Annotated in this window: 19 protein-coding genes; 6 read left to right on the top strand and 13 right to left on the bottom strand. The window is 39.1% G+C overall.

From position 1 onward, the window contains the following. The 3 genes from ABEG20_RS01930 to ABEG20_RS01920 all read left to right on the top strand — a co-directional run bounded on the left by ABEG20_RS01930 (position 1) and on the right by ABEG20_RS01920 (position 3,909). Positions 1-843, top strand: a complete 843-nt coding sequence (locus tag ABEG20_RS01930; RefSeq protein ID WP_406825735.1) for a hypothetical protein — start codon at positions 1-3, stop codon at positions 841-843. Between the two features lie 6 nt (positions 844-849). Beyond that, on the top strand, positions 850-1,848 hold the full coding sequence (gene gap / locus ABEG20_RS01925; protein ID WP_090499152.1) for a type I glyceraldehyde-3-phosphate dehydrogenase: 999 nt from the start codon (positions 850-852) through the stop codon (positions 1,846-1,848). A gap of 837 nt (positions 1,849-2,685) precedes the next feature. Further along, on the top strand, positions 2,686-3,909 hold the full coding sequence (locus tag ABEG20_RS01920; protein WP_406825734.1) for an ATP-binding protein: 1,224 nt from the start codon (positions 2,686-2,688) through the stop codon (positions 3,907-3,909). Between the two features lie 489 nt (positions 3,910-4,398). On the opposite strand, the gene ABEG20_RS01915 is transcribed toward ABEG20_RS01920, so the two are convergent. The 5 genes from ABEG20_RS01915 to ABEG20_RS01895 form a co-directional block, all read right to left on the bottom strand. After that, positions 4,399-4,887, bottom strand: a complete 489-nt coding sequence (locus ABEG20_RS01915) for a Crp/Fnr family transcriptional regulator (RefSeq protein WP_406825733.1) — start codon at positions 4,885-4,887, stop codon at positions 4,399-4,401. A 217-nt stretch (positions 4,888-5,104) separates the two neighbouring features. Then, positions 5,105-5,425, bottom strand: a complete 321-nt coding sequence (locus tag ABEG20_RS01910) for an RNA polymerase sigma factor (protein ID WP_406825732.1) — start codon at positions 5,423-5,425, stop codon at positions 5,105-5,107. Between the two features lie 777 nt (positions 5,426-6,202). Further along, positions 6,203-8,167, bottom strand: coding sequence for a 1,4-alpha-glucan branching protein GlgB (glgB, locus tag ABEG20_RS01905; protein WP_406825731.1), 1,965 nt, complete (start codon positions 8,165-8,167; stop codon positions 6,203-6,205). Between the two features lie 62 nt (positions 8,168-8,229). Continuing rightward, positions 8,230-10,692, bottom strand: coding sequence for a glycoside hydrolase family 31 protein (locus tag ABEG20_RS01900; protein WP_406825730.1), 2,463 nt, complete (start codon positions 10,690-10,692; stop codon positions 8,230-8,232). A gap of 365 nt (positions 10,693-11,057) precedes the next feature. Continuing rightward, positions 11,058-13,967, bottom strand: a complete 2,910-nt coding sequence (locus ABEG20_RS01895; RefSeq protein ID WP_406825729.1) for a TonB-dependent receptor domain-containing protein — start codon at positions 13,965-13,967, stop codon at positions 11,058-11,060. Positions 13,968-14,189: 222 nt separating this feature from the next. Here ABEG20_RS01895 and ABEG20_RS01890 point away from each other — a divergent pair, with 222 nt between their 5' ends. Genes ABEG20_RS01890 through ABEG20_RS01880 form a run of 3 tightly spaced genes read left to right on the top strand, consistent with a single transcriptional unit; the run spans position 14,190 to position 17,988 of the window. Beyond that, positions 14,190-16,619 (top strand): penicillin acylase family protein, encoded by a 2,430-nt coding sequence (locus ABEG20_RS01890; protein WP_406825728.1) that lies wholly within the window; start codon positions 14,190-14,192, stop codon positions 16,617-16,619. 6 nt (positions 16,620-16,625) lie between these two features. Further along, positions 16,626-16,985: a hypothetical protein gene (locus tag ABEG20_RS01885; RefSeq protein ID WP_230146602.1), complete on the top strand. Its 360-nt coding sequence runs from the start codon at positions 16,626-16,628 to the stop codon at positions 16,983-16,985. A gap of 4 nt (positions 16,986-16,989) precedes the next feature. Beyond that, positions 16,990-17,988: an acyl transferase gene (locus tag ABEG20_RS01880; RefSeq protein ID WP_406825727.1), complete on the top strand. Its 999-nt coding sequence runs from the start codon at positions 16,990-16,992 to the stop codon at positions 17,986-17,988. Positions 17,989-17,991: 3 nt separating this feature from the next. Here ABEG20_RS01880 and ABEG20_RS01875 read toward each other — a convergent pair whose 3' ends face one another. The 8 genes from ABEG20_RS01875 to ABEG20_RS01840 are packed head-to-tail and all read right to left on the bottom strand — an operon-like array spanning position 17,992 to position 22,173. Next, positions 17,992-18,429, bottom strand: coding sequence for a Fur family transcriptional regulator (locus ABEG20_RS01875; RefSeq protein WP_406825726.1), 438 nt, complete (start codon positions 18,427-18,429; stop codon positions 17,992-17,994). A gap of 20 nt (positions 18,430-18,449) precedes the next feature. Continuing rightward, entirely contained in the window at positions 18,450-18,899 is a 450-nt protein-coding gene (locus ABEG20_RS01870) for a hypothetical protein (protein ID WP_406825725.1), read from the bottom strand. Beyond that, positions 18,896-19,330, bottom strand: a complete 435-nt coding sequence (locus ABEG20_RS01865; protein ID WP_406825724.1) for a hypothetical protein — start codon at positions 19,328-19,330, stop codon at positions 18,896-18,898. The genes ABEG20_RS01870 and ABEG20_RS01865 overlap by 4 nt, the downstream gene beginning before the upstream one ends. A gap of 12 nt (positions 19,331-19,342) precedes the next feature. Beyond that, a complete protein-coding gene (locus ABEG20_RS01860; RefSeq protein WP_406825723.1) occupies positions 19,343-19,780 on the bottom strand; it encodes a hypothetical protein in 438 nt (145 codons plus the stop codon). Between the two features lie 3 nt (positions 19,781-19,783). Then, positions 19,784-20,998, bottom strand: coding sequence for an ABC transporter permease (locus tag ABEG20_RS01855; RefSeq protein ID WP_406825722.1), 1,215 nt, complete (start codon positions 20,996-20,998; stop codon positions 19,784-19,786). After that, on the bottom strand, positions 20,998-21,624 hold the full coding sequence (locus ABEG20_RS01850) for an ABC transporter ATP-binding protein (protein WP_406825721.1): 627 nt from the start codon (positions 21,622-21,624) through the stop codon (positions 20,998-21,000). Before ABEG20_RS01850 ends, ABEG20_RS01855 begins: the two co-directional genes overlap by 1 nt. After that, positions 21,617-21,775 (bottom strand): hypothetical protein, encoded by a 159-nt coding sequence (locus ABEG20_RS01845; protein ID WP_406825720.1) that lies wholly within the window; start codon positions 21,773-21,775, stop codon positions 21,617-21,619. Before ABEG20_RS01845 ends, ABEG20_RS01850 begins: the two co-directional genes overlap by 8 nt. Then, positions 21,772-22,173, bottom strand: a complete 402-nt coding sequence (locus ABEG20_RS01840) for a MerC domain-containing protein (protein ID WP_406825719.1) — start codon at positions 22,171-22,173, stop codon at positions 21,772-21,774. Before ABEG20_RS01840 ends, ABEG20_RS01845 begins: the two co-directional genes overlap by 4 nt. Positions 22,174-22,243: the final 70 nt, after the last annotated feature.

Genomic DNA, 22,243 nt, shown 5'->3' with positions numbered 1-22,243 from the left:
ATGGTAGCAGTTGTTTATAGCGGATCAAAAACGGCATTTTGGAAAATAACACGAAATGGACAGGTAGTAGCACATTGTAATACTACCGGCCTAAACCCTTGCTTTGTTGATCCGAAAACAATTTTACAGATTTTAAATAAAAAGGTTATCCTGGTTAACCATGCAGAAAATATCAAGAAGATTTATTTTTTTGCAGCCGGGGCATCATCATCAGATCGAAAAGAGGTACTGGCCAAAACCCTGGCGTCATTTTTCAGATACAGCAAAATTGTAGTTGAAAATGATTTATTCGGGGCAGCAAAAGCCGCTTGTTATAATAAGCCAGGTATTGTTGGTATGTTGGGCAGCGGTGCACATTGTGCCTATTTTGATGGAAAAAAACCACTGAACAACAATTTTGGATTAGGTTATATCCTTGGTGATGAAGGCTCATCAAATTATTTCGGAAAAATACTCCTGAAAGAATTTTTAAGTCAAAAAATGCCCAGGGACATAGAGGCCAAATTTACATTAACATACAATCTAGACCGCCCTCAAATACTAGAACGTATTTACAATAAGCCGCAGGCAAATATATTTCTAACTTCGTTTTTCGATTTCATTACCCACAACAGCAAACATGAGTATATCTGTAAACTGATTGATGAGGGATTTGAAAAATACTTCGAAACCTATATTTTGCCTACATCGCAAAAGCATAAAGACAGCGAGCTGCATATAGTAGGCAAAGTGGCTGCCGAACTTGAAGACCGTTTAAGGTTTGTGGCCGGCAAATACAATCTAAAAATTAAAAGCATCATTAAAGAACCCATACAAAATTTATTAAAACATTACATTAATTAACAAACAATGAGCAAAATTGGAATAAACGGCTTTGGCCGTATTGGCAGACTGGTTTTCAGAGCTGCATTAAAAAGAGGATTAGATATTGTAGCGATTAACGATTTGATCGAGCCAGATTATATGGCATACATGTTAAAATATGATACTACACATGGCAAGTTTGATGGCACCATTGAAGTTGTTGATGGTAACTTAGTGGTTAATGGTAAAACCATCCGCGTAACTGCAGAAAGAAATCCTGCTGATTTAAAATGGGATGCTGTAGGTGTTGAAGTGGTAATTGAATCAACAGGTTTGTTCTTAACCCGTGTTGATGCTGAAAAACACATTGCTGCAGGTGCCAAAAAAGTAGTTTTCTCTGCTCCTGCTAAAGATAGCGACATTCCTACCTATGTAATGGGTGTTAACCACGATAAATTAACTGCAGATCAAACTATTGTTTCTAACGCATCTTGTACTACAAACTGTTTAGCACCAATTGCTAAAGTTTTAAACGATAACTTTGGTATTGTTGAAGGTTTAATGAGCACAATCCACGCAGTAACGGCAACGCAAAAAACTGTTGATGGTCCTTCTGCTAAAGACTGGAGAGGTGGCCGTGGTGGTTTTTCCAACATCATCCCTTCTTCTACCGGTGCTGCTAAAGCAGTAGGTATGGTATTACCTGAGTTAAAAGGTAAATTAACAGGAATGTCTTTCCGTGTGCCTGTTGCTGATGTTTCTGTGGTAGATTTAACTGCACGTTTAGAAAAACCAGCTACTTATGAGCAGATTAAAGCCGCGATGAAAGCAGCTTCTGAAGGCGAATTAAAAGGTGTGTTGGCTTATACTGAAGACGAAGTTGTTTCTTCTGACTTCATTGGCGATGACCATGCTTCGATTTTTGATGCTAAAGCAGGTATTTCACTAAATGATAACTTCGTTAAAGTAGTATCCTGGTATGATAACGAATGGGGATACTCTTCTGCATTAGCTAAATTTGTAGAATATTACGCAAGTTTGTAACAAAAAAATGCATTAAGCAAATTTTTAGACTATATAAAAGGCAACATTAATTGATTAATGTTGCCTTTTTATTTTAAAAAACATTTTTCAAGGATAAAAATCAATTTTAAAAACACAATTAAAATTTATTTTATCAAAATCCAGCATTACAAATCCATGTAATATTCATTAAAAAAATAAAAATCCATTAAAAATTGATGCAAAATCTATTTTTAAGCTATACTGAGATACAATTCTAAACACAGCACAGATAAATTAATGATATTTAACAATTTCTTAACATATTTTTGCCTGATATTTGCTTTATCGGTGTTTTAAATCCTAAAATCTTCTTAAAAAGGAACAGGAATTAAAAAATGACAAAAAAAATACTTAAAATTTTCTTAGTGTATTTTTTACACTATCATTTTTTTTACTATATTTGTATCATAATAAACGGAACGATGTTTATTATCAATAGAAAAGATAAATCACTTTCAGGATAAACCCAGGTTTAGAAAGAAAGTTAAAGACAAAGCCTGGCTCATAACAGGTTTATATTTGGTTAGAAAAAAGAGATACGTCTGGATGGAGTATCTCTTTTCTTTTATACGGCTTTTTTATTGATTTGAAAAATGGCTGAATATACTAAGCCAAAGGCAGTAAGGGATAAACATCGTACAGTTCTTTGCAGCGAATTAAGATATTTACGCCCCCCAACAGTAAACAACTTACAATCCGGATGAACCTGTTTGAAACATTCCTGATCTGACTAAGCTAAATTACTGAATAAAACTTCTTTGTTTTATATTTGTTGGTAACCACAACCATCCAGAATTTTTAAAAAAGCTTCCATTAATGAGTAAGTTTAACACGCCCTCAAACACCACAACAGAATATGAATCTCAGCGGCTCAATAAACTGAGGCGTTACGACATTATTGATACACCTCCGGAACTTCTTTTCGATCTGATTGCTGAAATAGCAAAAATCACTTTTAAAGTAGCCGGATCATTTGTTTCCTTTATTGATGAAACAAAGGTGTATTTTAAAGCTAACACAAGCCCGGTACAGGTTTCAGTAATTAAAAAAGAAGATAGCTTATGTACTACGGCTTCACAATCGGCAGAAGTTACGCTGATCGAAGATACCAAAACCTGTGCTGAAGTAAAAGATAACGCTTACGTTAAATTGGAAAAGGGAATCAGGTTTTATGCTGCCGCACCGATTACCACCATGGAAGGCTTTATAATTGGAACTGTAAGTGTAATGGACGATAAGCCCAGGTATGATATTAAAGAAGACCAGCTGATTGTACTGAAATGGCTGGCCCGGATTACCCTGGAAAAACTTGAATCCCGACTGATTAACCGTATCTCGGTTAGGGCTTACGATGACCGTTTACACCGTTTGGCCCACGATATGAAAAACCCAGCAACCTCGCTAATTGCTTATGGTCAACTTTTAGACAAAGGCTTATTCACTCCGGAAAAACTTGCTTCATTGGGCAATAAAATTGAGCAAACTGGTCGAAAAATTGATCAAACGATCAACAACCTGCTGATTGAAGCTAAAAATGAGAATGCTGCTATAGACCTCAAATTCGAAACCGTTAAAGTAATAGACCTGATCAACGCAGTAGCTGCAACTTTTGATTATACACTGAAACAAAAACAACAAACGCTTAAAATAAATTGCCAAACGGATGGTTATATCCAGGTAGACGAAGAACGCATTAATGACGTGTTCAATAACCTGTTGAGTAATGCGATTAAATATTCACACGAAGGTGAAACGATAGAGATAATCTGCAGTGCAGAAGCCAGTAACATGATATTCGAATTCAAAGACAATGGTTTAGGCATGACTACAGAAGATCTCAGCAAGCTATTTACCAAGTTTGCCAAACTATCATCATTGCCAACAGCAAAAGAGCGTTCTAATGGTATTGGGCTTTATATTGTTAAAACACTGGTGCTGCTGCATGGCGGTAAAGTATGGGCCACCAGCGGAGGTAAAAACCTGGGCAGTTCTTTTTTTATTTCCTTACCTAAATTAGAAAGCCTGCCAACAACAGATTAGCACCAATTAACCCCAGAATTGCTTGATCATTTATTTCAAAAGATCCTGAAATCAATTCATTTCCTGGCAACAAAAGTATTATCCATGCTGATTATCTCATTGATGATCACCATAAAACTTTGATTTCTATAGAGGAAAGCTTTTAACATAATGCATGTGATGATGAAGAGAAGCATCATCACTCATAAATCTGTAATTGAAATACACTGACTGCCCCACACTATTCAAACCCAAAAGAAAAAAGGATGTAACCAATTGGCTACATCCTTATCTAAATTAACGCTCTCAACTTATGAAGTTGTATAAGGCTCTCACCCCTTATGCCTACAATATTACGGCAGAAAGATTAAGATTTGATGAAGATTTCTATTTATGGTAAGATCAATTGAAATTTCTTTCATTTTTTTGCCCTACATCAAAAAAATATATCAATGATTGAATGAAATCCAATGCCATTATTACCGTATTCATTTAAGATACACCCTAAAGTTACACCAGCTGCTTCACTATTTTACTGCGGATTCTACTCAGCGTTTCGAGGCGCATCCCCAGATAAGTAGCCACACAGCGCAAGGGCACCCGAGATACATCAAAAGAATTTAGCTCAATAAATTTTTCGTAACGCCTTTCGGCAGATGGGATACGTGCCAGCATTGATCGCTCTGAAGCGGCATGGTACTGGAGCTCCAGTATTTTTCTCCATATGATGTTTGTTTCCTGATAATTTGCATAAAGCTCATCAATTAATAGGTACGGAATGGCAACTAATTCTGAATTAGATAACGCCTGCAGATACTCTATAGAGGGTTTTGGGGGAGCGCCTGGGTGTTGAATTGCCCCAACAAATTCATTTCCTACGCTAATCCAGGTGGTAATCTCTTTGTTCCCATCTTTAATAAAACCCCTCACCAAACCCGATACCACAAAAAAAATGCGATTATTATTATCTATAGGTGATAAAATGTGTTTATTCTTCATGACTTGAAGAGGCTCTGCATTTTTTTCAATTTTCTTGATAAATCCGGATGTTACAGGACTTAGCTTGCTGAAATAGTTTAAGACAGCATTGATCAAAAAAACCTTATGGGATTCGAGCATATACAAAATAGGAATAGACTTTAGACCTATAATTATACTAATTTCGAACGAAATATAAAAATATATTAGATTATGGTTATGATCATTATGCTACGCATTATGATTTAGACTTCTTAATAATTTGAATCGCAAACCGATTTATCCAGGTATAAATTCTGAATTTAGTTTTATCAAATTCCGGAAAAGACTGCCAGGCTTCGCAGAACGTTTGTTCTAAAATCAACTTAGCTTGTTCTTCATTATCCACCTGCCTTATAATATTACCATAAACTGCTGCAGAATATCTTAGGTACAACGCCTTAAATGCAGCGCCATCATAAGCCTGTAACATTGTAAAAAAGAACTTATCATCAGACAAATCAGCTTCAATGCCGACACTTGGTTTTTGATGAGTAATACTTTGATATAATGCCTGCATGAGTGATTTGATATTGAATAATAACACATTAGATTAATGTTTGTTTATGCAAGGTCATTAAAATCAAACAACCGAATGGAGTATAAAAAATTTTACATCAAAGCATCTGGCCATTTTGTAAGGATGGCTTATCATATTTTTTTTTAAAGTGATCATTTTAATCACTTCTCAAAACTTTGATTTCATCAGTAAAAAGCAGGTTTTGTGACTAATATACCTTACTGGTCAATAGTTTATCTTAATCTAACTTTTAGTGATAGTGAACATATGCGGAGAGAAGAATCTGAGATACAAAATAAGGAACACTGCTCCCTCAATGCTTTACATGATATACTTATATTTTTAGCTCAACGATTATTAAAATAATATTTGCAAGAGACAATGGTTATTGTATCTTTGCAACCGCTCTGGAAGCTTCCACTCCAGTGTTTAAGAAAGCTTTCCAGTAATGGGAAGCTTTTCTTATTTAACTGATCATCATTCTTCTGGCTCACTATCAGACAGCACATCCTGATTTCTTTTTGTACCAAACCCGGATAATGATTGCCATTTGCAACATATGAGTTGTAACCGTAGTCAAAGATAGTGCGTGAATTCAGTCTCATCAGATTTATATAATCTTCCAGTATTCTTCAGCCCTTCTTAAAAATTTTCACCTAAACACCTGACTAATAACGATAAATGCAATCAAAAAATTTAATTTTGTTGTGATATAAAAAAAATCACACCAAAACTATTTATTTACGGTTTGGCAGGATATAATGCCCTACAATATTTTTACCTGCTCTTAAAAATCACTACAGCCAGAGGTGGTAAATCAACAGTTATAGAATATTTCTGCCCATTATAATCTATCTGGTCAGGAACGATTTCTCCTCTGTTATTGATACCGCCCCCATAATAAACCAGATCATCCGTATTAAAAATCTCTTTCCATTTGGTTTTAAACGGCACTCCAATCCTATAGTTTTCCCGAACCACGGGGGTTAAGTTGATGGCAATAACCAAAGTATCTTTAGCCTTAGGTCCTTTACGCATGTACACAAATACAGATTCGTTTGTGTTGTCGGCATCAATCCATTGAAAACCTTCGTAACTAAAATTGAAATGATATAATGCAGGCTCTTTACGATACAGAAAATTTAAAGCTTTAACGGTTTCCTGCATACCTTTATGCGGCGCATATTTTAATAAATGCCAATCTAATGATTGTGTAAAGTTCCACTCACCGGTTTGCCCAAACTCATTGCCCATAAATAGCAATTTTGCTCCCGGATGCGTAAACATGTAACCATAAAGCGCTCTTAAGTTGGCGAATTTCTGCCAGTCATCACCAGGCATTTTGTAAAGCATCGGCGATTTGCCATGTACCACCTCATCATGAGAGAAAGGTAACATGAAATTTTCGGTAAAAGCATAAGTCATGCTGAAACTTAATTGATGGTGGTGGTTTTTCCGGGCGAGGGTTTCTACTTTGAAATACTTTAACGTGTCATTCATCCAGCCCATCATCCATTTCATACCAAAACCTAAACCACCGGCATGTACCGGATGCGTTACGCCAGGATAAGTACTGCTCTCTTCTGCAATGGTTTGTACGCCCTCAAAATTTCCATAAACAGCAACATTCAAATCCTGCAAAAACTGTATGGCCCCAAGATTTTCACTTCCGCCATATTCGTTTGTTGCAGCGTCACCATCTTCTCTGGAGAAATTGAAATATAACATCGAAGCCACTGCATCTACCCTCAATCCATCAGCATGGTATTGATCTAACCAAAATATAGCATTACTGATCAAAAAAGACCGAACCTCATTTCTATCGTAATTAAAAATGTACGATTTCCAATCGGGATGGAAACCCTTGCGCATATCGGCATGTTCATAAAGATGCGTTCCATCAAATTCATACAAGCCATGTCTATCGCCAGGAAAATGAGAAGGTACCCAATCCAATATTACAGCAATATTGGCTTTATGCAAAGCATCAATAAGATACATTAAATCCTGCGGGGAGCCATAGCGCGAACTTGCCCCAAAATAACCGGTTATCTGGTAGCCCCAGCTCGGGAAATATGGAAACTCCATTACAGGCATCAGCTCTACGTGTGTAAAACCCATTTCCTTTACGTAAGGCACCAATCTGCTGGCCACTTCTCTGCAGTTTAAAACACGTTCCGGATTTTCCGGATCGCGCTCCCAGGAGCCTAAATGAACTTCATACACGGTAATGGGTTGATCTAAAGCATTCAACTTTGCCCTTTTATTTAACCAGGCCTTATCTTTCCAGGTGTAATCGGTATCCCAAACAATAGAGGCAGTTTGCGGCGGATGCTCCCACCTGCGCGCATAAGGATCGCCCTTCAAATGTTCTGATTCATCAAAGCCTTTTACAAAATATTTATAAACTTCACCTTTGGCTATGCCCGGAATAAAACCTTCCCAAATCCCTGATTTATCCCATCTTTTGTTTAAGCCGTGTGAGGTATGTGCCCAATCGTTAAAATTACCTACCACACTTACAGCAATGGCATTTGGTGCCCATACCGAAAAATAAGTTCCGGCTGTACCATCTACTGTAATCAGGTGCGAACCCATTTTCTCATAGAGCCTGAAATGCTTTCCAACCAGAAAAAGATCAATATCGTAATCGGTAAATAAACTGTGTACCCAAACCGCTTTTGAGTGGTCGGCTTTGGATAAAGCTGTTTTTTTTGCAGTAACTTTTTTGGCTGATGGCATAGCTGTTTTTTGGCTAGATAAATTTAGCCCCAAATGCTAAACAACATTTAGGGCTAAAAGATTTACAGACTTAAAATCTGTATCTGGGAGAAATTTTTGTTGCATTTAAAATGCAGTATCTGCTGATCGTCGGTATAAAAATCGGTGATTTCTTTACTATCGATAATAATTTTCCTCACCTGGAATTTAACACCAATAACGTTACAAACATAGAGTTCATAATTTGGCGTATATAATCCTTCAATACGTTGGTGTACCTTTATCGTTTGCATATCGCCTTTTACGGTAAATTTCTTTTCCAGGTAAATATCCTGCTCGTAAGCAAAGGTATCACCATGATCTTCGTACAGATAAGAATTTACTTCGTAATCACTATGGTAGATATTTAAAACCACTTCAGTAATTGATTTTTCATCTACATACTGCATTACCGGATATTCTGGCAAAACAGCGCCTGCTCGTACAAACATCGGCATACTATCTATCTTGGCATCAACAGTATATTCGCTACCGCCTTCTAAAATTTCATTCGTCCAGAAATTATACCACGTACCTTTAGGCAGGTAAACTTTGCGCGAAATGGCTCCCTGCTCCAGTACCGGGCAGATCAGCAGTTTATCGCCATAGCAAAACTCATCCTGACGGAAACTGTTGCTGATGTTTTCCTGCTCAAGCATGACCAGTGGCCTCAAAATCGGAAAACCATAACGGTGATGCTCCCAGAACACTGAATATAGGTAAGGCATTAAACGGTACCTTAGCTCAATAAACTTGCGGTTAATATTTTCGAAAAATTCACCAAAACTCCAGGGCTCACGCTCGGCTGTATCGCCAGCAGAGTGCGCACGCATAAATGGTGAGAAAGTACCCAGCTGAATCCAGCGGGTAAATAATTCACCATCAGGCTCGCCGCTAAATCCACCGATATCTGTTCCGCAGAAAGGCACACCAGAAACCGATAAACGCTGGCACTGAATATTCCCGATCTTTAAATGTTCCCACGTGGCAATATTATCGCCGGTCCACACACTTGCATAGCGCTGCATACCCGAATAGCCAGCCCTTGTAATGGTAAACGGGCGTTTGTTGCGCATCAGTTTTTTAAGCCCTTCGTAAGTAGAACGCACCATCTGCATACCGTAAACGTTGTGTGCTTTGCGGTGAGAGCCGCGATAGCCATCGTAATTGTGTCGTACATCGTTCGGAAAGGTGCCGGAGCCAAATACCGCTGGCTCATTCATATCGTTCCAGAAACCGGCTACGCCCATATCGACCAGCTCTTTGTATAAATTACCCCACCAGGTACGGACCTTAGGATTGGTAAAATCGGGAAACTGGCAACGACCAGGCCATACATGGCCTTCCATATAATAATCGTCGCTGCGGCGACAGAAAAATCTTTTCTCTTTACCTTCTTTAAACACCCAGTAATCATCGTCTACCTTAATTCCGGGATCGATCATGACCACGGTTTTAAAACCATCATCTGAAAGTTCTTTGATCATTCTCTGCGGATCCGGAAAGTATTTTTTATTCCAGGTAAAACAGCGATAACCATCCATGTAATCAATATCCAGGTAAATGGCGTCGCAAGGAATTTTACGCTCTCTAAACTGTTTGGCTATTTCTTTAACTTTAGTTTCCGGATAGTAACTCCAGCGGCATTGCTGATAACCTAAAGTCCATTTTGGCGGCATTGGGTGTGTACCCGTTAGAGTAGCATAACGCTTAACTACATCCATGATATGCGGTCCGTGAATATAGTAATACTGTAATTCACCACCATCAGCCCAAAAACTGGTTTTATTGACGTCTTCTGAACCAAAATCGAAGTACGATTTAAAAGTATTATCAAAGAAAATACCATACGCGGCCTGGTTATGTAAACCAATGTAGAACGGTATGGTACGGTACAGCGGATCCTGGTTCCAGCCATAAGAGTAAGCATCAGTATTCCAGTTTTCGAAACGACGGCCCCGAAGGTTGAAATTACCCGACTTATCACCCAAACCAAAGAAATTTTCTTCCGGGTGACATTTTTTGGTGGCGTAGATATAATAACCACCAAAATCTACATTTTCTTCCCAATGCATAGAGTTGGCTTCATCAACCATCATCACGTTGGTAACATTATCGTGGAAAGAAATATGGAAATTTGCCTTTTCTATTTTACAGGTTACCGAATGGGTAGAAACGGTATAATGATCATCATGCTCCTGCATTTTAAAAACAGAAACCTTCTGGTCTACCTCAGGTACCGCATAAGAAAAATCGTCGAGAAAAACACCATGAGGTGCCAGGCGTACCCTAATTATCTCATCGCTTACCACCCGAATTTCTACTCTTGCATCTCCGTCTGAGAAATAAAAACGATTGCCCTCCTTCTTTACTTTTTTTACCTCACCAAGGTATTGTTTAACAATTGGTTTTACCGATATATCAACTGGATTGTTTAAATGCTGTACTTCCTGTTCCTTTTCAATCAGATCACTTGCCTCGTTAGGGTTGTCGTTTTGCGCTTCCATCCTTATTTATTCAAAATTTTAAATTCATAGCTCTTAAACCGGGATGTGCTTAAGAAAGTACTATAATACAAATATTTTATTAAAAGGAATCAAGCTTTTTTTCAAGGCCTGTTGATTAAAGTGTATTATCTACACTAAGAAGGTTGTGTCAAACCAGTGTTAAAGGTGAGAAATTAATTTTAAACCAACTTATCAATCATTTTTGAAACTATATGCGATCGGATATAAAAATTAGATAAAAAGCAAAATTATATCCGGTTGCATATCATTTTGAATGTATGAGAGCGATCTGATAAACTCAAATTCATTTTAAACAAAAAAGCCCGCTGAGTTGGTATACAGCGGGCTTAAAAATTAACAAGTAATTACGGATTAAAAGTCAATCCAACATAGTAGATTGCCCCGGCCATAGGGTTACCATAAGAAGTGATATAATATTTATTCAGCACGTTAGAACCGCCTAGTTTAACAACTGACTGCACCGAAGGAATTCTTAAACTCACCTGTGCATCTAAAGAGCTGTATGCAGGTACCTGTCCGGAGGCAAAAGATGAATTCCAGTAAAACTGATCTTGCCAACGGTAAGAAACGTTAAAACCAAAATTTTTAATGATTTCTTTATTGCCCAAGCCTAGGTTATAGCGGATTTTAGGCGTATTAAAATCATTAATGTAATTCACTGGCAAATCGCCAATCTGGTTGTAAGAAACATTACCGCTCATATTCCATTTACCTACCAGGTAATCAAGACCTAAAGCTGCACCATAAGAGGTTACTTCGCCTTCGGCATTTACGGGAACACCGAATTTAACAAAGCTTCCATTTACATTCTGGTAAACATCAACAGCTGTGATAAAGTCTTTATAAATATTGTAATAACCATAAGCATCAATCAATAAATTAGGCAGGATCAAACCTTTATAACCTAATTCATAAGATTGTACACTCTCTGGACGTACACCTTTGGCATCAAAATTATATTGTTGCAAAAGCGCCGGATTTGGCGTTCCTGTAGCCGCAGCCGATGCCAGAAATGCACGGTAGCTCACATCCGTATAGGGCTTGTTGGTATCTAAGTGGTATTTGTCGAAGATAATTTCCGGCAAACCACCGATTAAGCGCTGCGAACCACCACCTACAGATAAATCTATATATTGGTTCTGCGTGGTTGGGTTACGGTAACCGGTTTGGTAAGAAACCCTGATGTTGTTATTTTTGGCAACCGTAAATACTCCGGTTATCCTCGGTGTAAACCGGCCTTCAAAGTTCTGGCTTTTATCATAACGGCCGGCAAAAGTAAATTTAACCTTATCGTTAAAGAACTTTTTACCGATTTGCCCAAATGCACCATATTCTTTAATGTCGATTGAATTAATTAAATCATTAAAAATGGTTCCTGCCGAATTTAAGTCATAAAGGCGGTAAGAAGCACCAACCTGAAATTCAACCACTTTATCAAAAAGATTGGTAAAGTTGTACATTCCCTCATAGTGATAAAGATTTGATTTGTCATCGAATTTTGCTCCATAAATACCTTTAGATGGATCAGAAGCACTGATGGTGGTATTCATAATCTGATCTTTTGCCTGATTAAACTGTGGAGAACCTGGTTCAAAACGGCCCTGGTTAGCTGCAGTTCTGGCTAAAGCATGTGCTGCGGCATCGCCCTGACCGGCAGCTCTTGCACCTACATAATTACCAATATATTGTGGAAACCATGTTGTTGAGGGTTTCGAAAGTTCATTAACATAACTTCCCAAAATAGATGATATATAAGAATCACCAGAACGCTCCTGAGTAGTATATGCTTTAACGAAGAAATCCTCACCTTTTATTTCCAGTTTATACTGGCCAATATTAAAATTACGCAACGAGTAACGATCTGAGCCGGTGTAAACCGAAGTTCCTGTACCCCAGTTGGCCTGTGCTACAGCCTGTACGGTATTACTGATATTGTAGTATAAAGCACCAGAAGCTTTTAATGATTTGGTATTGTAATCAACAAGGTTTTCTTCGTTATAACCCGTTCTGGAAACATTTTGATCAGGAATTAAATTGGCTTTTAAGCCCACGTAAAAAGGCAAATAATTTTGTACTGCCGGACGTAATGCCGCAGGCAAACCAGCAAGAAAACCAGCTTGTTGCGCAGCATTTGGTATAGCTGCGCCAAAAGCGCCATCCATGGCTGCTTTAATGTTAGGGATTAAACCTCCCGAACCTGCATTAATCCCTGAAATAGTTGCATTCTGTACGCTCAAGGCAACATTTCGCATATTTTGACTTACCTCATCACCATAAACATTTATCCCATCGTAGTTTGTATCGCTGTTGCGGTCACCACTTTTCGCTGTTCTTGCAATCCGGTCAAAATTTGAATAATTGTTTCCAAACCAATCTTTGGCCTGTAAAAACGAGAATGCTGCTTTTACACCAAACTTATTGTTCCATGATTTGGCCATACGAACATCCAGTTGATTAAAAGGCTGTACCGTGCTGTTATTATCGTTAACATGGTTAACGCCTGTTTTGTACTGAAAGCTAGCGCCCGGGTATTTAAATGGATCTTTTGAAGTCATTAGCAAGGTACCGCTGATACCACCTGCACCATAAAGCGCAGATGAAGCACCTGGTAAAAGTTCCACATTATCTACATCAAGCTCGGTAATCCCTACAATGTTACCTACAGAGAAATTAAGTCCTGGAGCCTGATTATCCATTCCGTCTATATATTGATTAAAGCGGGTATTACCGTTAGAATTAAAACCACGTGTGTTAATAGACTTGAAAGTTAAACTCTGCATGCTGCTTTCTACCCCTTTCATATTGTTCAAAGCGTCGTAAAATGATGGCGCAGCGATTTCCCTGATGGTAGCTGCACTCATCCGCTCGATGGAAACCGGCGATTCTAAAATACGCTCTGGTGTACGCGAGGCAGAAACCACCACATCCCCACCCAATACAACTGCCGTTTCTATTTCAATATTAATACCGGAAGTACTTCCCGTAATTTGCTGTTCCACTGCACCGTAGCCTACATAAGATGCCACTAAAGTAAACGGCACTTTTGCCGTTGTCGTAAAACTAAAACTACCGTTAGCTGTAGATGCCGTACCGCCCGACTGGCCTTTGATGGTTAAACTAACCCCAGCCAATCCTTCTTTAGATTGCTTATCCTTTACGGTTCCGCTCACCGTAATACCCTGTGCCCGTGCTGCCATATTATCAGCAAACACAAATAATAACACATAGAAGATCTTTGTAAAAATTCTGCTCATAAAAGATTGTTAATTTGGTTACCTGAAAGATTAATTATACTGTTTATTTGTATGATTAGTTACATAAACTTAAATTCTTTTTTTCAATTAAACAAATGATGCAAGCATAATAGTTTCCAAATCAAATTATAATTTTGATTGATATACAGTTTGTTGTATTTTGCATTAGACATAAACCGTCATTTTGCCCTATCTTAGCGAAAGACTTGTTAGCTAGCCATTATGAATAAAATTAAAGCCCTGTTCTGCATCGTCATTCCGATCGCATTAGCTTTTTTATTTAATACCAAATTAGGCAATATGCCTCCTGTGTTAAAATTTCTAAATCCTTTTATGGGTTTCTGGCAAAATGCAGAGAATAATCACTTTATGTTTAACCATAAAGCGAAAATAAAAGGGGCGATTGATAAAATTGAAATCGTTTTCGATGACCGCATGATCCCACATGTTTTTGCACAGAATGATCACGACCTATATCTGGCACAAGGTTACGTAACGGCCATGCACCGCCTTTGGCAAATGGATTTTCAGACGCGCTTTGCGGCCGGAAGGATTAGTGAAGTAGTGGGCGATAAAGCGATAGAGGTAGACCGGTATCAACGCCGGATGGGCATGGTTTATGGTGCTGAAAACTCCTTAAAAGGGATGATGGCCGACCCAAAAGCTAAAGAAATGATCCTGGCCTACACCGAAGGGATTAATGCCTACATCAAAACACTTTCTAAAGCCAATTATCCCTTAGAATATAAAATTTTAGACTTTAAGCCCGAAAACTGGACACCCGTAAAATGCGCATTACTGCTAAAGCAGATGTCGGCAGTGTTAGCCATGGGTTCAGACGAATTTTACATGACCAATATTCTGAAAAAATTTGGCCCGGAGGTAACCAAAAACCTTTTTCCGGATTATCCCTTCCGTGAAGATCCGATTATTCCTGTTGGCACCAAATGGAATTTCGCTCCGTTACCAATACCTAAAACGCCAGAAAGCTTTACCCAGGCCCAAACCGGGGAGGTTAAAACCACTGAAAAAATAGAAGGTATTGGCAGTAATAACTGGGCATTATCGGGTGCTAAAACTGCTTCAGGATATCCGATTTTAGCAAACGACCCACATTTAGATTTAACACTCCCATCCATCTGGTACCAGATTCAGCTACATGCACCCGGCGTAAATACCTATGGTGTTTCTTTACCTGGTGCACCCGGGGTTATCATTGGCTTTAACCAGAACATAGCCTGGGGCGTAACCAATGTGGCTGCTGATGTACTCGATTTTTATCAGATCAAATTTAAGGATTCGACCCATAACGCATATTGGTATAACAATAAATGGAATGCCACCACCAAAAGACTAGAGACTATTAAAATACGTGGCGGAAAGGACGAAGTAGATACCGTTTACTATACCCATCATGGCCCGGTAGTGTATTTCCAGAAACCAAAATATGGCAGGGCCGACAATGTACCTGTTGGCGATGCACTCAGGTGGATTGCGCATGATGAATCAAACGAACTCATGACTTTTTATTACCTTAACCGGGGTAAAAACTATAATGATTACCGCAAGGCTTTGAGTTTTTACACAGCACCTGCACAAAACTTTGTTTTTGCCAGTGTTGATAATGATATCGCCATTACACCAAATGGTAAATTCCCTTTAAAATGGAAAGATCAGGGTAAATTTATACTGGATGGAACAGATCCTGCCTACGATTGGCAGGGATGGATTCCGAATGCACAGAATCCGACCGTTAAAAATCCGCCGCGTGGTTTTGTGAGTTCAGCCAACCAGTCTTCTACCGATACCACTTACCCATACTATATCAACTGGGAATTTGCACCCTATGAGCGGGGCAAGCGCATCAACGACCGTTTATCGGTAATGAACAAAGCTACTTTAGACAGTATACGGCTCATGCAGACTGATAACTATAGCATTATAGCACAGAACCTGGTTCCGGCTTTATTGCCTTTATTGAACAATGAACAGTTAAATGCTACACAAAAAGAAGCATTAGCTTACCTGAAGAAGTGGAACAAACGTTATGATGCACATGAAATTGCAGCCAGCGTATTCGAAATCTGGACCAAACGTTTATCCTATAATATATGGGCAGACGAATTTGAAGTGAAAGGCATCCCGATGCGTTATCCTTCAAGAGACCGTACGGTAGAGATGATCTTAAAAGAGCCTAATGCAACCTGGTATGATAACATCAATACCAGCAAAAAAGAAACGTTATCTGATGTGGTTAACGAAGCTTTTAAATATAGTTGCGATAGTTTAGAAAGGCGCTTTGGTCCCATCAATAAAGATTGGGACTGGGCAAATGTAAAACAGACCAATGTACCGCATCTGGCCAAAATACCTGGATTCGGCTCGAAGGTTTTACAGATTGGTGGTGCCAAAAGCACCATTAATGCCTTGAGCGAAACCAACGGACCTTCCTGGCGGATGGTGATTGAGTTGGGTAAAACACCAAAAGGGCACGGTGTTTATCCGGGTGGCCAATCGGGTAATCCCGGAAGCAAATTCTATGATAACATGATCGATACCTGGGCAAATGGTAAATTATACGATCTGTTTTATATGCAAAGTCCTGATGATCAATCGGGCAAAGTTATTTCTCGTTTAAAAATTTCTAAATAGGCTAAAATGGTTTTCATTGTTATATTAATAATCTGTTTCCTTCTACAAATGATTGCCCCCTGGTGGATCATCATCGTAATATCTTTTGCCACCTGTGGTATTATCGGCAAAACAGGAAAAATAGCCTTCTGGCAATCTTTCCTTGCTATTTTCTTACTTTGGATCGGCTATGCCTTATTCAAAAGCCTGCCTAACGACAATGTACTTGCTGGCCGTGTGGCGGTAATGACGGGCATAAAAATTTGGTGGGCATTGTTATTAGTTACGGGTATTTTAAGCGGCCTGGTGGCCGGAATTAGCGGTTATTGCGGCTATCAGTTCCGCATGGCGATGCTGGCCAAAAAAACTGACGAAAAAATAGCATAATGCTTTGTACTTTTGCCTTGTGAATTTAACCGCTAAAGAGATTTTCTCTGTAAAAGATAGTCATACATTTAACAACCTTGCCCTAAATGTTTTTAAATTACAGGCCCAAAATTGCAATGTTTATCGCGAATATATCTTTCATCTGGGTGTTGATGCTGATCAAGTAACCGAAATTGCACAGATTCCCTTTTTGCCCATCAGCTTTTTTAAAAGCCATGCTGTTCTGAACAGTAATCAACCTGTAGAAATTACTTTCAGCAGTTCGGGTACAACAGGTATGAGCCAAAGCAGTCATCATGTAACCGATGTTAAGTTATATGAACAAAGTTACCTGCAGGCTTTTGCACGGTTTTATGGCGATGTAACCGAATATTGTTTCCTGGCACTGTTACCCTCCTATCAACAAAGGTCGGGTTCATCGTTAATTTATATGGTAAACGATCTGATCGAAAAGAGCAGCCATCCGCAAAGTGGTTACTTTTTAGATAACCATGAAGATTTGTTACAGACGCTGCTCCATCTGAAATCAAAAAAACAGAAAACAGTTTTAATCGGTGTAACCTATGCCCTGCTTGATTTTATAGAACAATACGACATCGATTTTCCTGATCTTATTGTAATGGAAACCGGAGGAATGAAAGGGAAACGTAAAGAAATGGTACGCGAGGAACTTCATGAGCAATTGACCAAAGGATTTGGCGTGAAAGCTATACATAGCGAATATGGGATGACTGAACTACTATCTCAGGCCTATTCTTTGGGTGAAGGTATTTTCAACTGCCCTGACTGGATGCAGATTTTGATCCGCGACACCAATGATCCTTTGAGTTTAATCGAAACCGGCAGAACAGGCGGCATCAATGTAATCGACCTGGCCAATATCAACTCGTGTTCATTTATTGCGACACAAGATCTGGGCAGAATCAATCCCGATCAAAGTTTTGAAGTATTGGGCCGGTTTGATCATGCCGATATCAGGGGATGCAATCTTTTGGTACAATAATTTTTAATTTACTTTATCTGAGCAACTGGCACACAAACCCGTAGCGATCAGGTTAAGGCGATCTACCTTAAATCCTTTAGGAACTTTTAATGCCGGAATCTTAACCGTATCTAAACAGTAAATTTTATGGCAGTTATCGCAGTTAAAATGTACATGTTCATCATGGTGCTCATGCGCACTGCAACCATCAGAACAGATGGCATAGTTGGCCGTTCCCTGCTGGTCTAAAACCTTATGGATAATCCCTTTTTCTTCAAAAGCCTGCAATACACGGTATAAGGTAACACGGTCTGCATCCTTTCCCATCACCTGCTCTAAATAAGGCTGAGATGTGGCAGAATCCCTCCCACTTAAAATTTCCAGCACCTGCAAACGCGGAGCAGTTCTTTTCAGTCCATTTTTAACCAAAAGTTTTTCGAAACGTGCAGTATTATCTTCCATAGCATTACAAAAATAAGCAATTAATCAATGAGTTTGGCATTTTTGATGGTTATTGGTGGCTTATAACTCGCATCCTTTTCTTCTAATTTTAAAATTCCCTGTACATGAATGGGCTTTTCGGAATAAGGGACCGCATTCGCCATCTCGATCATAATCATCACCGGAATACCATTTTGTCCGCAAAAATAACATTGATTAATGGGCAAGGTGGCCAAAAGAAATTTTTGCTGTTTCTGTCCGCTTTTTATAGGTATCAGGTAACCCGTTAGATCAAATTCCCGATTTTCAAAACGCCTGATTGTTTCTGTAAAAAGGGGCAATAATTCGTTCTTATCCGTCAGTTCAAACTTTACAGAAGCAATTACATCCCAGTTTAAAGATCGCAACTGATCTTTTGCGTTGTGTTTTTGCGTTTGTGCAGTGGCTGTGCAAACTGTAAACAGAAGGAAAATAGTGTACAAATGCTTCATTTTTTTACTGCATCTAAAAGAAAAAAGGTAGACCGGCTATCCCCAGAATCATTGATTATAAATTTTCCCTGAAGCGTAATTGGCGCATCTGTCCAGTTGATGGGTTTTAAAGCCTTTACTTCTATCATTGATGGGATATCGCCCGTACCACAATATGGGCAGGAAGCAACAGGAACCATAGAAAACATAAATTCCTTAAAGCTATTACCAACTTTAGTAGGAATAATATAACCCGGAAGTTGAATTACCTTATTATGCATGGCCTTTAGTGCCGGCGGGAAAACAGCCTGCCAAACCAAGGGTTTTACCTGCTTATCGTATTTTAAACCAATAAGGTTCCAGGTGGAGGTCCGCGTTTCGGTATGAACAGCTACCTGGGCAAATGTGGTTATGGAGATTAAAACCAAAAGTACCGGCATGTATTTCTTCATGATCAATTGAGATTATAGCTGTTTTGCATTTAAAAGAAAAAATTCACTCCTGTCATCGCCTGAATCGTTGATGAGGAAGATACCCCTAAGCTTAATGGGTTTTTCGGTAATGGGGATAGCATTTAACATTTTTACCTGTACCATTGATGGGATATCGCCTGAGCCACAGTAAGGACAAGATGCGATGGGTACGATAGAAAACATAAATTCGCTAAATTTCGACCCTACCTTTGTTGGAATGATGTAACCGGGCAGTTCAATGATCTTGTTGTTTAATGCTTTTAATGCTGGCGGAAAAACACTTCCCCATTTGCGGGGTGCAATTTCGGCATCGTACCTCAGCCCGATTAAATTCCAGGTTGGCGTGCGCATGTCGGTATGTACCTTAACCTGCGCAGCCAATAACTGGTAACCTAAACATAAGAAAACTAAAAAAACCGATTTCTTCATCACTTAACGGTCTTTCGTTAATGTTGCAGCAATATCAACTTTGTAAATCTGCATGGCCGGAATAAGCGAAGCCAAAGCGCCGATGAACAGCCCGATCCAGATCAGATATATTTCTTGCGGAAAAGCGGTAAGTCCTGTTAATTTTGCTTGAGCAGCTTCCTGAAAGATTCCGATGATCTCCAGCGCAGCATGTCCGATCAACAATCCCAAACAGGTACCGATAAACGTTACCAAAACCCCTTCAAACATGACCAAAAAAAACAGCTTAAATTTTGATGCACCTAAACAACGCATAATGGCCAGGTCGTATTTCCGTTCTTTCATTGCATTATAAAGACTGATAAAAATACTCAGCGCAGCAATCCCCATAATAAATATGGCAAACCATCTTAAGGTATCAATTCCAACACCGATAAGCGAAAACAACCTTGCACTTTCCATTGCCGGAGAGGCGGCCTGCATATTGGTGCTCTGGTTAACCATCCGCGGAAAAACAATCACCGACATGGGTGATTTATACTGGATCAATAATGCTGTAATCTGTTTATCGTTAATTTCTTTTGCTTCTGCCGCTGCAGTATGGCTATGGTTTTCGGCATGCTTCTCTTCGTGCATTTTGTACACACTTCCAATATTGGTGAGGATCAGGTTATCGGTTATATTTCCCTGTGGTTTTAAAATTCCCTTAACCTGGTAAGCATGCTGTTTATGTACATCTCCGCTACCGGTTAAACCATGTGCTCCAAAAAAAGAATCGCCAATTTTAAGTCCTGATGTTAGCGCAACTTGACTACCAAGGGTTACTTCTAAATCTTTATGCCAATAACTCCCCTTTTGGATGGATAAGCCGTAAAGGTTCGTGAAAGTACTATCAGTACCCACAATCCGGTAACCACTATAATTGTCGCCCAAGGCCAGTGGAACAGCTCTTTTAACCATGGGATTATGCATTAATTGGTAGGCATCTTTAGCCGGAATATTGCCAGTTGGATTATCCATATGGTAAACACTGCTCAATATCAATTGTAACGGACTTCCTTTTGCCCCCACAACGAGATCGATATCTTTCGCATTATTTTCCAGTTTATTGTTAATCTGTGTAGAAGCCAGAAAAAGAACAGACAGGATGCCTACCCCAAAAGCAACCAAAACGATATTAAGAATGGTTGTTAGCTTATTCCTGAAGAGATTTTTGCTGCTGATTTTAAAGATATTCATTAGAGTAGATAGGTTTTAGTGAGGTGATCCCGAACCCTTGCGTCATGCGTGGCAATAATCAGTGCAGCTCCATTATCTTTAGCCTGGGCAGTCAGCATCTGAATTACCTGATTGGCATTTTCATCATCTAAACTGGAGGTTGGCTCATCGGCAATCAAGAGATCGGGTTTGTTTACCAATGCACGCGCTACCGAAACCCTTTGCAACTGTCCCTGACTTAATTGATCAGGATAATTTTTAGCCAGTTCGCCAATTCCCAGATCAGCTAAAAGCGAGCGGTTTCTTTCCTGATCTATTGGCAAACCCGCCATTACCGCGGCAAGTTCCAGGTTATCAAGCACATCAAGAGAACGGATAAGATGCGGCCTTTGAAAAATGATGCCGATGTGCCTTCCCCTGAACCTATCGAGCTCCTTTACAGACAAATTATATAAATCGGTTCCGTTAATTGAAACTCCACCCTGGCTCGGCTTTAAAAGACCTGAAATAATATTAAGGAGTGTGCTCTTGCCACTACCTGATGCGCCCAGTAAAAGCCATTGCTCCATATCGCCGATTTCCCAACACGGAAACTTCAACCTCCTCCCCTTGTCATAAACATGTGCTAACGAACTTACCCTAATCATGATGTATTCCTTTTTGTGCTTTTTTAATAACCAGATTTTTTATTGCATAACGCCTGTAAAGTTCTATACCATCGTTTGTGCCATGTTTACAAGCAGGGCTTAACATCGAAATAAATAAGAATGCAGGGACAAATAAGATTTTATATTTCATTGATGTAATTGATTATCCAATGGACAGGTTTTAAGCATTCTTAAATTAATATAATGGGCAGCAGCAATGGTAAGCCCACCGATAGGGATTAAAATGGGTTCTAATAATTCAATGCCCGAAAAATGGCCAAAAGCGATGCAGACAAAGCCAGTAACAAGTACCAGAATTGGCATGATACGACGGTGCTGTTTGCGGTATGCGGAACTTAAGCTCCAGATACCAATAACCAATGAAAGGGCAATCATGGTAATTTCAACCCATTCATTAGCTAAAAAACCTATCCCCCATAAAGGCAAAACGGTAATTAAAAATGGCAATGCGGCACAGTGTATGGCGCAAAGTGTTGAGGCCGTAATGCCTATCCGGTCGAGATTGATTTTGTAGATCCTCTGTTTCATTGAAATAAATTTTGTGCCCAAATATAAAAGCAATTTAGTTGCATTTAAAATTTTCAACATTATATTTGCA

It is taken from the genome of Pedobacter sp. KACC 23697, assembly GCF_045348445.1.
Lineage (GTDB): Bacteria > Bacteroidota > Bacteroidia > Sphingobacteriales > Sphingobacteriaceae > Pedobacter.
Note: the sequence above shows the minus strand (reverse complement) of the source record. Positions and strands in the feature narration are given on the sequence as shown.